This window comes from Aerococcaceae bacterium DSM 111021 (genome assembly GCA_020112395.1).
Taxonomy (GTDB): domain Bacteria; phylum Bacillota; class Bacilli; order Lactobacillales; family Aerococcaceae; genus Ruoffia.
Map to the genome: position 1 here is coordinate 1227524 of JACCEK010000001.1, position 16796 is coordinate 1244319.

12 protein-coding genes are annotated in these 16796 nt (G+C 39.7%); 3 read left to right on the forward strand and 9 right to left on the reverse strand.

Going from position 1 to position 16796, the window contains the following annotated elements; all coding sequences use genetic code 11:
• The first annotated feature begins 100 nt into the window (after window positions 1-100).
• The 3 genes from glnA to HYQ40_05695 all read left to right on the forward strand — a co-directional run bounded on the left by glnA (window position 101) and on the right by HYQ40_05695 (window position 3844).
• On the forward strand, window positions 101-1447 hold the full coding sequence (gene glnA, locus HYQ40_05685; protein MBZ6527264.1) for a type I glutamate--ammonia ligase: 1347 nt from the start codon (window positions 101-103) through the stop codon (window positions 1445-1447).
• A gap of 316 nt (window positions 1448-1763) precedes the next feature.
• Window positions 1764-2612: a diaminopimelate epimerase gene (locus tag HYQ40_05690; protein ID MBZ6527265.1), complete on the forward strand. Its 849-nt coding sequence runs from the start codon at window positions 1764-1766 to the stop codon at window positions 2610-2612.
• Window positions 2613-2620: 8 nt separating this feature from the next.
• Window positions 2621-3844 carry an LL-diaminopimelate aminotransferase gene (locus HYQ40_05695; GenBank protein MBZ6527266.1) on the forward strand — a complete coding sequence of 408 codons (1224 nt, stop codon included), beginning with the start codon at window positions 2621-2623 and terminating at the stop codon, window positions 3842-3844.
• A gap of 308 nt (window positions 3845-4152) precedes the next feature.
• On the opposite strand, the gene HYQ40_05700 is transcribed toward HYQ40_05695, so the two are convergent.
• The 9 genes from HYQ40_05700 to HYQ40_05740 form a co-directional block, all read right to left on the reverse strand.
• On the reverse strand, window positions 4153-4281 hold the full coding sequence (locus HYQ40_05700; GenBank protein ID MBZ6527267.1) for a transposase: 129 nt from the start codon (window positions 4279-4281) through the stop codon (window positions 4153-4155).
• The gene (locus HYQ40_05705; GenBank protein ID MBZ6527268.1) at window positions 4278-4706 is read right to left on the reverse strand and encodes a transposase; all 429 of its coding nucleotides are present in this window, start codon (window positions 4704-4706) and stop codon (window positions 4278-4280) included. The genes HYQ40_05700 and HYQ40_05705 overlap by 4 nt, the downstream gene beginning before the upstream one ends.
• A gap of 616 nt (window positions 4707-5322) precedes the next feature.
• Entirely contained in the window at window positions 5323-6696 is a 1374-nt protein-coding gene (locus HYQ40_05710) for an NAD-dependent succinate-semialdehyde dehydrogenase (protein ID MBZ6527269.1), read from the reverse strand.
• A gap of 495 nt (window positions 6697-7191) precedes the next feature.
• Window positions 7192-8421, reverse strand: coding sequence for a 2-oxo acid dehydrogenase subunit E2 (locus HYQ40_05715; GenBank protein MBZ6527270.1), 1230 nt, complete (start codon window positions 8419-8421; stop codon window positions 7192-7194).
• A 13-nt stretch (window positions 8422-8434) separates the two neighbouring features.
• Complete coding sequence (locus HYQ40_05720; protein ID MBZ6527271.1) at window positions 8435-9472, reverse strand: alpha-ketoacid dehydrogenase subunit beta; 1038 nt, start codon at window positions 9470-9472, stop codon at window positions 8435-8437.
• Between the two features lie 26 nt (window positions 9473-9498).
• Window positions 9499-10569, reverse strand: coding sequence for a thiamine pyrophosphate-dependent dehydrogenase E1 component subunit alpha (locus HYQ40_05725; protein MBZ6527272.1), 1071 nt, complete (start codon window positions 10567-10569; stop codon window positions 9499-9501).
• Between the two features lie 13 nt (window positions 10570-10582).
• A complete protein-coding gene (lpdA, locus tag HYQ40_05730) occupies window positions 10583-11926 on the reverse strand; it encodes a dihydrolipoyl dehydrogenase (protein MBZ6527273.1) in 1344 nt (447 codons plus the stop codon).
• 35 nt (window positions 11927-11961) lie between these two features.
• Window positions 11962-14559 carry an AAA family ATPase gene (locus HYQ40_05735; protein ID MBZ6527274.1) on the reverse strand — a complete coding sequence of 866 codons (2598 nt, stop codon included), beginning with the start codon at window positions 14557-14559 and terminating at the stop codon, window positions 11962-11964.
• Window positions 14560-14905: 346 nt separating this feature from the next.
• Window positions 14906-16708: a sigma-54-dependent Fis family transcriptional regulator gene (locus HYQ40_05740; protein ID MBZ6527275.1), complete on the reverse strand. Its 1803-nt coding sequence runs from the start codon at window positions 16706-16708 to the stop codon at window positions 14906-14908.
• Window positions 16709-16796 lie beyond the last annotated feature (88 nt).

Genomic DNA, 16796 nt, shown 5'->3' on the forward strand with positions numbered 1-16796 from the left:
ATAACACCAACCGTCATAACTGACTTGTTTTGTGTATTTTCCATTAATATAATCTAACAATACTAAATAATATTATTAATATTTTATTGGAGGGTTTTATATGACGACGACTTGGACAAAAGAACGAATTATGGCAGATGCGAAAGAAAATAATGTAAAATTTATCCGCTTAATGTTTACCGACATCTTAGGTACGATAAAAAACGTAGAAATTCCTCTGTCTCAATTAAGTAAAGCTTTAGACAACAATATGACCTTTGATGGTTCATCAATAGAAGGCTTTGTACGAATCGAAGAGAGTGATATGTACTTGGTACCTGACTTACAAACTTGGCTGATTTTTGATTGGAATATTGCAAGCGATGATACCAAGCGCATTGCCCGTCTGATCTGTGACGTTGAGACATCATCTCGTGAGCTATTCTCAGGGGATCCTAGAAGCAATTTGAAACGTGTTCTGGAAGAGATGAAAGAACTCGGCTTCTCTGACTTTTACTTAGGCCCCGAAGCAGAGTTTTTCTTATTCAAGTTAGATAAAGAAGGGAATCCAACGATGACATTGAATGATCACGGTGGTTACTTTGACTTAGCGCCGACAGATTTGGCGGAGAACTGTCGCCGTGATATTGTTCTAGAACTAGAAGCTCTTGGCTTCGAGATTGAAGCTAGTCATCACGAAGTGGCCGATGGGCAACATGAGATCGACTGGAAATACGCTGATGCGGTGACGGCTTGCGATAATATTCAAACTTTCAAGCTCATTGTTAAGACCGTAGCTCGACGCCATCATCTTCATGCTACGTTTATGCCGAAACCGCTTTTTGGCATCAATGGTTCTGGTATGCACTTTAATATGTCACTCTTTACTGAAAGTGGTAATTCTTTCTACGATGAAAGTACGCGGTCTGGCTTATCTAAGACAGCCAAGCATTTTATTGCAGGTCTGATGGAGTACGCACCGGCCTTTACTGCCGTCTGCAACCCAACCGTGAACTCCTATAAACGACTGGTCCCTGGCTACGAGGCCCCAGTCTATGTGGCTTGGAGCGAGAAAAACCGCTCCCCATTAATTCGTATTCCAGCAGCTCGTGGCAACTCAACCCGTATTGAATTAAGGAGTGTCGATCCATCGGCCAATCCTTATCTTGCTCTAGCGACGATTCTTATCGCTGGATTAAAAGGTATTAGAGAAGAACTCGAAGCTCCGGCTCCGGTTGATTGTAACATCTACCGCATGACCGCTCGCGAGCGTCTTGACCAAGGGATTACAAGCTTGCCGGGTTCATTACAAGAAGCCATACATGAATTGAAAGCTTCAGACCCAATCTTGGATGCTTTAGGGCCGCATATCTCTACTAGCTTTATTAAAGCCAAAACAAAAGAGTACGAGGAATATGCCAAATATGTCTCACCATGGGAAATTGAACAATATTTTACTAATTATTAAAACATTATTAGTAATTAGTTGACGTCAATTAGTATCAATGTTACTCTATAAAAAAGGTATTGTGCGAGGCGCGGTTGACATGAGGACTTATGGGTCTGAGGGGATATCGCCGAAACGAATTATCGTTGGTTAGTCATCATAATAGGTGGCTAACTGTTCAACTTAACTGCCAGTTAAGCTGATTGTGCAAGCAATTACCGGGCAAAAGTATACCACTCTTCTACTGGAAGGATCATGGACTTTTGTTCGTGGTCCTATTTTTTATTCACTAAATTAAGGAGAGAGTGTTATGACAAAATTAACAAATAAAAAGGCCATTCCCTTTACAAAAATGGAAGGAATTGGCAATGACTATGTTTATATTAATGACTTAAAGGAAGAGATTGAAGATCTAGCAGAATTAGCAATTCAAGTAAGTGAACAACACTTTGGCATTGGTAGTGATGGTCTCATCGTGCTTCGCCCATCTAATAAGGCAGATTTCCAGATGCGGATGTTCAACCTAGATGGCAGCGAAGGTCGGATGTGCGGCAATGGCATCCGTTGTTTAGCCAAATTTATCTACGATAATGGCCTTTGGGATCAAGAATCGATTGAGATTGAGACACTAAGTGGCGTCAAAACCGTCCAGCTCATTTTCAATGATCAAGGTGAAGTCACAGGAGCTCGGGTCAATATGGGCCAAGCAATTATCGACACGGCCTTGATTCCAATTACGGCAGAGGAAGACCAATGGATTAATCAGGCCATTACAATCGCCGGGCAAGCTTATCAAGTGACTGGTGTATCGATGGGGAACCCTCATCTCGTTATCTTTCAAGAAAATATCAAAGACTTGGACTTAAAAGCACTTGGACCTCGCTTTGAATATGACACGCGCTTTCCTGAACAAATCAATACCGAATTTGCCCACGTTCACAACCGGCAAGAAATTAGCATGCGCGTGTGGGAACGTGGGAGTGGCGAGACTTTGGCTTGCGGAACCGGCGCCTGTGCGGTTGCGGTCGCCGGGGTGTTGAATGGTCTTACTGAAGAGACGATTAAGGTGAACCTCTTAGGGGGAACACTCACAATCACGTGGGATTGGAGCGACACAGGGCATGTTTATATGGAAGGCCCTGCCCGCACTTCATTCACTGGTCACTACTTTCCACAAGTACATTAGGAGGATTTATCATGCAAGCAAATCATAATTATTCAAGGATTTCTGACAGTTACTTATTCTCAACCATTGCTCAAAAAATTGACACTTACACTCAACTAAACCCTGACAAAGAGATTATTCGTTTAGGCATCGGGGATGTGACCCAACCCCTTGTTCCAGGTATCATTCAAGCCCTCCATCATGCAGTGGATGAACAAGCTTCTACTGATACTTTTCGTGGTTATGGCCCTGAAGGCGGTTATGACTTTCTGAGAGAGGCAATAGCCCAACATGATTATCAAGAAGTTGGCCTGTCAATGGATAGCAGTGAAGTCTTTGTATCAGACGGCGCCAAAAGTGATATCGCCAACTTGCAAGAATTATTCGCACTCGATAGCATCATCGCCATGGGAGACCCTATCTACCCTGTCTACATCGACAGCAATGTACTCACAGGTCGCTTGGGCGAATGGAATGAAGAGCTTGGTCAATGGAGTGAGCTTGTCTATTTAGAAAGTCATGCGGAAAATCACTTCCGACCTGCCCTCCCTACTGAGAAAGTTGATGTCATCTACTTATGCTACCCCAATAACCCGACTGGGATGACTCTAACGAAAGACGAACTGCAACAATGGGTCGATTTTGCCTTAGAAAATGAAAGTTTAATCCTCTTCGATGCAGCTTATGAAGCTTATATTCAAGAAGACGGTATTCCTCATTCCATCTATGAATGTGAAGGTGCCGAGCGTTGTGCGATTGAGGTCCGTAGTTTCTCTAAGAAAGCCGGTTTTACTGGCTTACGTTTGGGATACTCCGTCGTTCCAAAAGCACTGACTTTCCAAAATATGAATTTGAACCAAATGTGGCACCGCCGTCAATCGACCAAATTCAATGGAGCACCTTACATCATCCAAAGAGCCGGTTGGGCTTGTTACCAAGAACCTGCCAGGACACAAATCGAGGAAAATATTAGCTATTATATGGAAAATGCTCGAATGATCAAGGAAGGTTTGAAAGAAGTAGGTGCAACCGTTTATGGTGGCGACAATGCACCTTATATTTGGCTTAAAACGCCAGTTGGTGTCTCATCCTGGGAATTCTTCGATCAGTTATTGGAAAAAGTTCAAGTAGTGGGAACCCCAGGGGTCGGCTTCGGCCCAAGTGGGGAAGGCTACTTTAGACTGACTGCTTTCAATACTCGGGATAATACTGAAAAAGCTGTTGAGAGATTGCAGAAGTATTATAGTGAGTAGGGGTTAGAGGGTGTAGGCGATTTTGTTAGTAGATTAAATTTTGGTATAATGATACCCCCAAAGGTTAGATTTTAGTCTTACTTTGGTTCTTTGTCAAATAGTGTTGGTGAATATTTAAGGCGATAGATTTAGTTCTATCGTCTTATTTTTTGATGTAAGTTATTTCGCGATCTGTTGGATTGGAGGATATTCTTTTATAGAGCCTCTTCGTCACAAAAATACAATGGGCGTACAGATTCAGCATTAAGTTGTTGAAGTTGGGTTGAGATTAAAATACGACATCTTAAGTGCCCGTAATTGCGATAACCTTAGTCAGATCGTTTGATTATCTTGATTTTATTTACGGTGCCTTCCACAACGCCATTCGAGAGTGTATAAGTTAAGCTGTTTTTAATATCTAACGCGTAGGAAGTTAAGGTTCGAAACGCTGTTCTCACCTTGTGTGGGAATACCTATCCATGGTGATGGTTTTTACCTGCCGCCGTTCTTCCAGTGAGAGCCGTAAGAAATAAGCCCTTAAATACCCTTGAGTTCGGCCTTCAAGGATATCCACCATTTGATGTGTCGCGTTATTCATTAACAGACACGACATTGCCCCAGGAACATTTTTAACCGATTTAAATTCATCGATCGCCAAGTGGGACGGTAAGCAACTGGATTTAGGATTTAGGTTGTCCCCATAGGTTATTAATTGACGGATGACCGTCGTGGTTGAAACATTCAGGTGTTGGGCGATGAAGGTCATGGACTGCATCTGAGCTAATTCTTCAAGGATGACATACTTCACCGCATTAGAAATAAAACAATGCCGACGAGTTAAGGAAGTGACAGCTACTGTGGTCCCACGGCAATGTTTACACAAATAGCGTTGTTTCCTTAACTTTTAATAGACAGGCTGAAAGTTGTATTGTCCCAATAAAACGACGGAATTCATCGTACCATTGCGTATGATATCATGACTACTTTGATTTAGACAGCCACAGTGAGAACAGGCTTGAGGCAGATGATCGAGATCCCCGTCACCGTGAGGACTTTTCGATGGGTCACCTTCACATCCAGGGACGTCGATTGAGCCGATGGCGGTAGAATGTAAGTAAGCCATGTTGATTTCCTTTCTTATGTGTTTGATCGTACTTACATCATAGCGGGAATCACTGGCTTTTTGTGTATACAAAAATAGTGCGGGTTATTTCTCACCAACACTAAAAAATATAAAACCAAAAAAACAACCTCACACTAAAAAGCATAAGGTCGTTCTGATTGGATGTAAGGACTGATTTCTAAGATCTATTCACTATTTAGTACTACATGGGAAACGATATGATTAATTAAATTGTACCAAATTTCTACAAAAAGTAGTCTTTTGAAGAATTATTTGGTATGCCTATTATTCTACTGATGTCTCTCTAAATAGTACTTGATTAAAAGTAGGGATAGGACCTGGTTTACAAGTCCTATCCATTATATTATAAGGTATTTTATTGTTTAGGTGTATAAATTAAATGTTCATTTAAGAAAGCAGTAAAGCCTAATTCACTTAATTCACGACCATAACCTGAGTTTTTAACGCCTCCGAATGGCAATTCTGGCAGTGAGGTCCAACCAGAGTTCATAAAGGACATCCCTGTCTCCACTTTTTCGGCAACTTTGCGAGCGTGGTCTAAATCCTCACCATAAACTGAACCACCAAGCCCATAACTAGAATCGTTAGCTAACTCTACCGCCTCATCTTCATCTTTAACTTTATGAACGATAGCTACGGGACCAAAGATTTCTTGATTAAAGATTGGGTTGTCTTTTGTAATATCAGTCAATATCGTTTGCATTACAAAGTTACCTGGATGGTCAATCGGCTCGTTACCATAAACCACTTTTGCTCCATTATCAACTGCTAATTGGATTTGTTCTAAGACCTCTTCCTTCGCTTTTGCTGATGATAGTGGGGCTAAGGTTGTTTCTGGATCCATTGGATCTCCCCATTTAGCTCCTTTGAAGCTTTCAACTAATATCTCTAAGAATGCATCGTAATTTTTCTCTGTCACGATGAAACGTTTAGAAGAAGTACACACTTGCCCGGCATTATTCAAACGTAAGCCTGGTAGTAATTCTTTTAGGCCATCTAAGTTCGCATCATCCAAGACGATAAATGCATCATTACCACCAAGTTCTAAGGTCGATTTCTTCAAGTTACGCCCAGCAATCTCAGCAATCGTTGCTCCCCCACGTTCAGAACCTGTTAGACAAACACCTGAAACACGCGGATCAGCAATCACTTTAGCAACTTGATCATAATCTGCGAATAAGTTCTTGTAGGCTCCTTCTTGCCCGCCAGCTTCTTTTACTAAATCTTCAAAGGCTTGAGCAGATCCTGGACAGATGGAAGCATGCTTAAGAACCATTGGGTTACCTGCTACATAGTTTGGTGCGAATACGCGCATAATTTGGTAGTAAGGGAAGTTCCATGGCTCCACTGCCATAATCACCCCTGTTGCTTGGCGCACGACATAAGCGTCTCCTGTATCTGTTTCAAAAGGACTTGGTTTCAGGAATTCGTCAGCCTTATCAGCATAGTATTCTGCAATGGAAGCAGATAATTCGACTTCACCCTTAGCTTCTTCGAATAATTTACCCATGTCTTTTGTCATAATCTCAGCGTATTTATCGATATCACGACGTAAAATTCCAGCTATTTTATATAAGACCGCTTTTCTATCTTCTAATTGACCCTCTTTGCGCCATTGTTTGTATAACCTGTGACCATTCTCTAGATGTTTCTCAATCTCTTGATCCGAAATATTTTCGTATGTCTTCAAAACCTCGTTAGTAAAGGGATACTTTGTTTCATATGCCATAAAATAATTCCTCCTTAGAATGATATATATTTTTATTATAACACAAATGATAGCGCTTGCTATAATTTGGCTCATAACTCACTATGATAATTTATAATCACCTATAAATTTATACAATTAATTGTAAGGGGTTTCATTAATAACTCTAAAACGAATAATATTTTTTTATGCTATCAATCTCTAAATTAAAATCCGTTATAGTACATCCATTGCCACATGTCATTACTCCCGTTACAATCCGAAATAACTCCCTATATATATTTGTAAATTAGAAGATGGGGCGTCGTAAAGCGCCGACACAGACCAAACTGTCTAAAGTAGTAAGTCGTTTCGTACCTAATTACTCAAACCTCTTCAATATCGAAACCCTATCAAGCATTGAGAAAACTATTAAAATCCATGGATACCTCACAATCCTCATTCAATCAAAAAGCAACAGAACTAACAAAATTGGGCTAGTTCTGTTGCTTTCTTTACGCTTATTCTCTTTTATTTTTATAACATCAATCTGTATGGGTCATTAAGGTATTCAGATACTGTCTCTAAGAAACGAGAGGCTGGTGCGCCATCAATAATTTGATGATCATAGGTTAAGCTTAATGGTAATTTTTGATGAACGGTGACGGTTCCTTCAGTGTCTAACGCAAGTTCATCGCTTAAAGTACCTACTCCGAGTATTGCTACTTCTGGCAGATTAATGATTGGAGTAAAGTACTCAATATTAGCACCACCTAGATTCGTAATAGTGAATGTTGATCCTGAATATAAGTCTCCTGGTAAGCTACCATTTCGAGCTTGTGAAGCAACGCTTGCGATGGTAGAACCAAGTTGAGATAAAGTCATTTGATCTGCCTCTCGAATGACTGGAACAACAAGGCCTTCTTCGATGTCTGTTGCCATACCAATATGAATAGCTTCTTGTACTTCATGAATTCCATTATGATACCAAGCATTCAATTCTCTATTTTCTTGTAAGGCTAATATCACCGCTCTTGTCACTAAAGTATTTATCGATAATTCACCTTTATTTAGTGGACGAGAGACTTTTTCTTTTATCTCTTTGCGGAAAGCCATTAAGTTGGTTATATCGACTTTTCTGTGGTTTGTTACTTGAGCTGTTGTTTGAACACTTTCCATCATTCGTTGTGCAATCGTCTTACGCATCCCACTTAAGCCAATACCCCATGTAGCGGTATCCTTACTTTGAACACTTGATACGACTTTTTCACTTGGTACATATCTATCAATATCTAGACGCGTAATACGATGATTGCCACCCGTTCCGTTAACATCCGAGAGATCAATCCCCTTCTCTTCAGCCATCTTACGAGCAAGAGGTGTTGCAAAGATTCGCTCACCATCGCTTCCTTGATTACGTGGTTTACTGCTCGTCTCTTCTTTCGCTGAAGCACTTAAAACTTCTTCAGATGCTTCTTCTGGGACATCTGGAACATCCTTATCCTGTTCGTCTGATGCTACTTCTTCACCTTCTTCACCTACAATAGCTATAACTTCTTTAATGGGTAGAACATCCCCTTCTTGTACATTGATTTTCAATATAGTACCACTGACGGGTGATTCTACAGGACTTGATAATTTTTCAGAACTTATCTCTGCAATCACATCTCCTGTGTTTATTGCATCTCCTTCATTGAAATACAGTGTTTCAATGGTCCCTTCTGTCATCGTTAAGCCCAAGGTAGGCATTACAATATTTTTTGCCATTTATACTCCCCCCTTATGCTCTTGCTTTGAGATCATCGATTAATTCAGCTGCTTCTGTTAATACTTTTTCCGCATCTGGTAGATAAAGTGCTTCTAGATTTGTTGCGAACGGTGTAGGTGTATTTGGTGCACAGATGGTTTTGATAGGGCCATCAAGATAATCAAAAGCTTTCTGTCCTACAACCGATGCAATATCTGTAGCTGTATTGTTATGAGGGTTTGCTTCATCAATAACAATTAAACGATTTGTTTTCTTAACAGATTCAATGACCGTTTCTTGATCCCAAGGTGCTACTGTCCGTAAATCAATAACTTCAACAGATACTCCATCTTTTTCGAGAGTCTCAGCCACATTTAAAGCCACATATAACATCTTTCCAATGGTTACAATCGTTAAGTCTTCACCTTCACGAACAACATTTGCTTTTCCAATCTCAACAGTATAATATTCTTCTGGCACTTCTCCTTTGAGTCCATATAGAGTTTTATCTTCAAAGAATACGACTGTATTGTTATCTTCAATCGAAGCTAAGAGTAAGCCTTTCGCATCATAGGCTGTCGCTGGGACCACACACTTGATACCTGGAATCGATCCTATCATTCCATAATAAGACCCTGAGTGTTGTGCTGCGGCTGAAGCTCCGGCACCATGGTTTGTTCGAACAGTCATTGGAACAGTGGCTTTGCCTCCAAACATATAACGCATTTTTGAAGCTTGTCCTAATAATGAGTCAAAAGAAAAACCAATAAAATCATTAAACATTAACTCTGGAACAGGTCTTAAGCCAGTTGCTGCCATTCCAACAGCTGCACCCATATATCCCATCTCGGATAGCGGGGTATCAATCACTCGATCTAAGCCATATTTTGGTCCTAAACCTTTCGTAACTCCAAATACCCCTCCCCAAGCATCTTCATTCTGCTCTTCCAAGTGAGGGATTGCGGTTCCTCCGTGAATATCTTCTCCTAACAGAATAACATTCTCATCTTTTTCCATTGCTTGGTCTAAAGCCTCGTTAATTGCATTCATAAAGTTAATTTGTCTGGTCATTGTATTGTCTCCTTTCTGTGTTTAGGTTACTCAGCAAAAACATCTTCATATAAAGATTCAGGTCTTGGTTGTGGACTCTCTTCTGCAAACTTAATAGCAGCTGCGATGTCCGCTTCAGATTGCGCCCGAATGTCATCAAGTTCTTCCAGTGTGAGCAGCCCATGTTCCACTGCATAATCTCTAAATATATCCAGAGGATCCGTGTCCGCTAATCGTTTTTCAAAGCCATCTTCTTTGTTTTTATATTTTTGTTCATCACCTTCAAAGTGACCATAATTACGGAATGTAACACATTCAATTAGAGCAGGACCTTCTCCTTTACGAGCGCGTTCAATATATTCTCCTGCTACTTCATATACAGCCATTAAGTCCTTACCATCTACACGAACACCTGGCATATCATAAGCTGCCGCTCTTTCAGCTATCGTATCCGAAGCCGATGCATACCACTGTGGTGTTGACTCAGCAAAGAAGTTATTCTCACAAACAAAGATAATAGGTAAATTCCAGATTGAAGCCATGTTTAAACACTCGTGGAATAACCCTTCGTTAGAAGCCCCATCTCCAAAGAAACAAACTGCCACATTGTCTTCTTTTTTATATTTGATTTTCATTCCTGCACCAGTTGCCAGACCGAATCCTGCACCAACCATTCCGTTAGCACCTAGAATCCCTTTATCCACATCGGCAATGTGCATTGATCCTCCTTTACCTTTACCTAAACCAGTCTCTTTACCAAAGATTTCTGCCATCATACCGTTGAGATCGCCGCCTTTAGCAATACAATGACCATGACCACGGTGAGTAGAAGTAATATAATCATCATCTGTCAAGTGAGCGCAAATACCCGTCGCAACAGCTTCCTCCCCAGCATATAAGTGCACAAATCCTGGAATTAGCCCTTGTGCGAAGAAACGTCTCACATTGTCTTCAAAATTCCGGATATTTTCCATTGTCTGATACATATCTTTCGCTTTATCTGCAGTCACAGCCTCCGCGGCAGCTTTGGTTGATGTCCGAATCTCTAGTTGTACCAAATCTTTTAATGCCGTTTCGCTACGTCCTTCTAATTGTGGAATTGATTTTTCTTTAACCATTATTTCTTCCTCCTTATATTTCTCTTACAATCGCTTTAGCAACATCTTGAACAAGTTCAGAAACTGTTGGATGTGAGTAAACCGTTGAGGCTAGTTCATAAATCGTACCTTCTGCTTCTACTAGTGTGAGTACTTGATGTAATATTTCTGTCGCCTCTGGACCACAAATAATTGCTCCAAGAATCTCGCCATATTTACGTTCGACTATTAACTTAATAAAACCCTCTGTCTGATCGACTGCAATTGCACGACCATTAAAGCCGAATGGCAATTGAGATATTACAACGTCATAACCTTGCACTTTAGCTTCTTCTTCAGAAAGACCGAAGGTCGCCACTTCAGGATGTGTAAAGAGTGATCTAGGAACGTGACAATTGAGGAGCGGACGTTCTTTCATCTTATTCATCGCCCGAACAGCTTTAATTCCTTCTGTACTGGCTGAATGAGCTAGTGTATAGCCACCAATCACGTCACCAACAGCGTAGACATGGGGTTTCGATGTTTGATAATATTCATCCACTGCTATAAACTTACCTTGCTCATCAAATTCAAGATTCATCGCTTGAGCTAAGTCTATATTCGGTTTACGCCCGGTTGCGATGAGTAATCGATCATAGGCATATTGCTTATCACCTTCCAGTTCAACGGTGTTATTTGTAACGTTTTTAATAACCACTTCCGTTTCGACTGTCATCCGGTTCTTTAACTTCTGCTTAATGATTTTTCTTGCATCTTCGTCTTCTGTGAGTAGAATGTCTTTGGCAACTTCAAGCATGGTCACCTCAACACCCAGTGCTTCCATTGCAAAGGCCAATTCAACTGCAATGACACCACCGCCAATAATCACTAACTTCTCTGGTAATACTTCCATTGAGAAGAAGGTATCTGTCGTTAGATACGGTTGTGAACTTAACCCAGGTATCGGTGGTATAAATGGTTGACTTCCTGTTGCTAACAACACATCTTCATAAGTGATTTTTTCGCCATTGACTTCAAATGTATTATTTGAGGTATAGATTGCCTCCCCTTCAATAAAATCAATATTTAATGATTTAAATGTAGAGTGAATCCCTTTTTGTAAACTTGCGATGACTTTATTTTTTCGCTCGTATAGTTGAGTAAAGTCCACGCCACTCAACTCCACCTGCATACCATTTTGTTGTGCTTTACTTATGGAATCAATCCAGTGAGCATGCTCTAAATAAGCTTTACTCGGGATACAGCCAACATTCAAGCATGTTCCTCCAATAGCTTGGCGGTCAATTACCGCGACACTCTTACCCAAACGAGCTGCTTCTTCCGCTGCAACATAACCACCTGGACCCGCACCAATGACCAATACATCATAATGCTTCAAATTACTTTACCTCCTTTTTTAAAACGCTTTCAAAATTATTCATTTTCTTTCTCCAAATAACTAAACCTTAATTGACCGTTATTAAGCTTTACGAATGCCCAAGTATCTGAGATAATATCTTGTTTTATTAATTCCCTGGCTAGAGGCGTTTCCAATTGATCAACGATAAATCGTTGAAGAGGCCTCGCACCAAGTGTTGGATCATAACCATTTTCTGCAATCCAGCCTTTCACTTCTTCAGATACAACTAAATCAATCCGATGACGATGTAAACGCTGAGCTAAATCAGCAATCATTAAGTCAACTATACTGTGCATATCACCCAAGGTCAGTGGATTAAATAATAATATATTATCAATTCGATTTAGAAACTCGGGTCGGAAATGATGTTTCAGTTCATCTTTGACTTCATTTTGAACTTTCTCGGATATTTCCTTATCTCGCTCTAACCCTTCGAGCAACTTCAGTGATCCGATATTACTCGTCATAATTAGGATTGTATTTTTAAAGTCAATCGTTCTCCCCTGTGAATCCGTTAATCGCCCTTCATCTAGAACTTGTAAGAGAATATTGAACACATCTGGATGAGCTTTTTCTATTTCATCGAATAAGACTACGGAATAGAGTCGGTGCCTTACTGCTTCTGTTAGCTGTCCCCCTTCTTCATAGCCTATATAACCTGGAGGTGGTCCCACTAATTTGGCTACAGCATGCTTCTCCATAAATTCTGACATATCCAAGCGAACCATCTCTAGCTCACTACCGAACAAGACATCTGCCAGTGATTTAGCAAGTTGAGTCTTTCCTACGCCGGTAGGACCTAAGAATAAGAATGAGCCGATTGGATGGTTTGGATCTTGAACGCCCGCTCTAGACCGGATGATAGCTTGAGCCACCTTGTCTACAGCTTGATCTTGGCCAACAACACGTTGCTTAATAATTTGATCTAATTGCAATAGCCGTTGTCGTTCATTTTCCATAACCCCTTGGACTTTAATCCCTGTTAGTTTCTCAACAATTTCAGCAATATCTGACTCTTCCACTGTATGTCGAATGAGATATAATTCATCTATATTTGCTAGTCGTTGTTCTTCTAAGGCTTCTATCTTTCTATTAATATTAGGAAGAAGTAGTTGAGTAATCTGTACGTACTCGTCTAATTCACCTTTTAGCTGAGCTTCTTTAGCTAATTTTAATTGATAGATTTTATCTTCATTCAATTCTTGTAACTGTTCAATGATCTTTTGTTCAACTTCCCAATGCTTTATTTTCTGATCTAACCGAGCGTTTAATTGATCTAAGTTACGACTTAAGTCTTCTTCAACGCTTTCTGTAAAGCCCTGTTCTTGTTTTAGTTTTTCAATCTTGACTTGAGTGATCTCATCTTTTAATGTTTGGATTTGTGCCGGCATACTCTTTATCTGAATATGTCGAACAGCACTTGCCTCGTCCATCAAGTCAATGGCCTTATCCGGCAGGAATCGATCGGTCATGTAACGATTCGAGAGATTCACAGCGGCTATGACGGCATCTTCAGTAATCTCAACTCCATGATATACTTCATAACTGTCCTTCACGCCTGATAATATATCAATCGCTTCATCAACAGTTGGCTCTGAGACATGAATTCGTTGGAAACGCCGTTCTAAGGCTTTGTCTTTTTCAATATTCTCCCGATATTCATCTTGAGTTGTTGCTCCTATACAGCGAAGCTCACCCCGAGCTAACATTGGCTTGAGAATATTTCCTGCATCCATCGAACCTTCGGTCTTACCTGCCCCTACAATCGTATGAATTTCATCAATGAACAAAATAATTTTATCATTTGAATCTCGCACATCATTTAGAACAGCTTTTAACCGTTCTTCAAATTCACCTCGATATTTAGCACCTGCAACAAGTGAGCTCATGTCTAAGTTATAAACGGTTTTGTCCTTCAAGTTCTTAGGAACGAGTCCTTGTTCAATCTTTTGTACCAATCCTTCGACAATCGCTGTCTTACCTACACCAGGCAGCCCGATTAAAATAGCATTATTTTTTGCTTTTCTTGACAAGACACGAATAATTTCTTCAATTTCTTGCTCCCGTCCAATAATCTTATCAAGCTTACCTTGTTGGTACCGTTCATTTAAGTTTGTTGAATACTGATCCAATGCGTGATATACCATCTCTTGGTTCTCAGAAGTTGCTCGTTTCCCCTTACGAACCCGATTCAGTTTTTCTAATATAAGATCACGATCTATATCATTTTTTAATAAGAATGCTGTGATTGGATTATAGTTTTGATTCATCAGGGCCAGAATAAAATGCTCAGAACTACAGATTTCATCGCGCAATTCTTTCGCTTCTTCTTTTGCACTTTCAATTAAACGATCGTACCTCGGCGTCTGCTGTTGAGCGAATTGACTATCACTCCCTCGACTCACAGGTAACTTATCCAATTCCTGATTAATGAGTTGTACCATCTCATTAATATCAATCTCTAGTGATTCATAGAAATCAAACACAAAATGTTTAGGTTGCATCCAGACTGACCATAGATGAGGGATATCAACTTGAATCTGTTGTCTTTCTTTAGCAAGCGTCTGCGCATCGCTAAATGCTTGAATTACATTATTAGTAAATTCATTCATTCAGTCCAGACTCCTTTCCCTTAATGTATTATTGCGTATAATTTTTGCTTTATCATCGCTCCTTTAATGATGTTTCGTCTCTACTTAATATATAGCAATTTCCGTGCCAACTTTTGAAAAGGCGATATAAACTATATTGACTCATTGAATAAAATACTTTATGTAACAAGGTGCAACAATTTGTTTCAATTGGTGTATCCTGTGTCCTATGTGGAACAAGGTGAAACAGTTTATAAACAAAAAAGCAAGAACCCCTTAAACCATGGGTTCTCGCTTTTTATTTATCCAATCATCGAAGTAAGATAAAAGATGGCCAATCACAGAGGTAATCCTATCTCAAATTTATCTATATTACATCTAATTGGTATTTCTTAATCTTGCGATAGAGGGTAGTTCGTGACATATTCAAAGCTTTCGCAGCGTGACTCTTATGATAATTATATTCTTCAAGTGTTTGAAGAATTTTTTCTGCTTCATTTTTAGGTTGTATATTTTTTTCTTGTTCTATTTTCACCCTAAGGTCACTTGGTGCTTGTGGAGCACTAAAGGTGGTCATTTCAATTAACTCTTTGATGACATGCGAGCTAGGTTGTTCGATAGGATAGAACATATACAACCGTTCAAGAAAATTGTTAAACTCTCGAATATTCCCATGCCAAGGATAGTGTTTCGTTATGTCGAATAATTCTCTCTTCCACGTAATTTGCCACTTTTTCTTCTGGCAGAATGATTCAATTAATGGAAGTAAATCTTCTGTTCGTTGACGTAAAGGTGGTATTTGAAGTGGAATGACATAGAGTCGGTAGTATAAATCTTCTCTAAAGCGACCTTCACAAACGGCAGTTTTCAAATCCTGATTAGTTGCTGTCACAATTCGAAAATCAACCGTGTAAGATTTATTGCTACCAATCGGTGTCACCTGTTTTTCTTCAATCGCACGTAGTAATGCGGCTTGCATTTTTAAAGACATACTGTCCACTTCGTCTAAGAAGAGTGTGCCTCCTTCTGCTTGTCGCATCTTACCGCTATAGCCTTCCTTGCTCGCTCCGGTAAATGCCCCAGCCGCATACCCAAACAACTCACTTTCTAGTAAGTTTTCACTAATTGAACCACAATTTAGACTAATTAATGGTCCATCCTTATATGGACTATTATAGTGAATCGTTTTGGCAATAATCTCCTTACCAGAACCTGATTCACCTCGTATATGAACGGGTACAGTACCCTCAGCCGCCTTATAAACTTTCTCTAAAAAATTCTGATAAGTCTTATTCTCTGATAGTACACCTGGATAATATTTTCTTTCTGTACGATTATTGGTATAGAATTGATACTTATAACCGATCAGCTCCTGATCATACAAAAGGGGCTCAACATTATACAGACCGTCATATTGATGACAAAAAGCTTCAATATCAATACCTAGAGATAGTTGCTTATACCTTTCCATTTCAGTAGGAAAGTAAACCACTTGCTTGTGCTCATTGCAAAGCACGCTATGATTATCAGTACCTACTACATAAGTCATTAAAGCTTGCTGTTGCTTGATTCGACGTTGGAATAAACGGTTCATGACACGCTCAGCAATTAACTGTGTAACACTTTGGTGTTCAATATGATTATTCTTATAGGTGGAAATATCTAATATGCCTACTAGATGATCCCCATCAAATATGGGACATGCAAAACAACTCCATTCATGCGATGCAACTGCATAGTGCTCAAAACGAGATACCTTTTGACTCATCCTTTTTGATATAGCGAGTGATATCGCATTTGTTCCCACATCGAGCTCGTTCCACCGACTCCCCTCAAAGAAGCCAATATTATTTGCTTGATCAATCGCTCTAGCGTTCCCTTGCCTCCAAATAATATAGCCTTCTGCATCGGTTAAGATAAATAATGATTCACTTTGATTAAAAATTTTAGATATCTTAATAATCTCTTCTTCAACTAAATCAATTAATAGTTTATGGCGCTTCTGTTTCATTGATAATTGGTCATAACGTAATACTGTATTACTAACCATTTGAAATGGATTTAAGTCCTTTTTGCGACATACTTCCCATGAATTAGCTATTTTATCCGGTAATGCATCAGGATTAATTACTTTTTTAATGACAAACTCTTTCCACAATAATTCGTTCAACGTTCATCACCCCTCAGTTATATTATAACTTGCTCTCATATGTAAGTGAAGCGCTTTCTTTAAATTATAAAAAATATTCATAACTCTT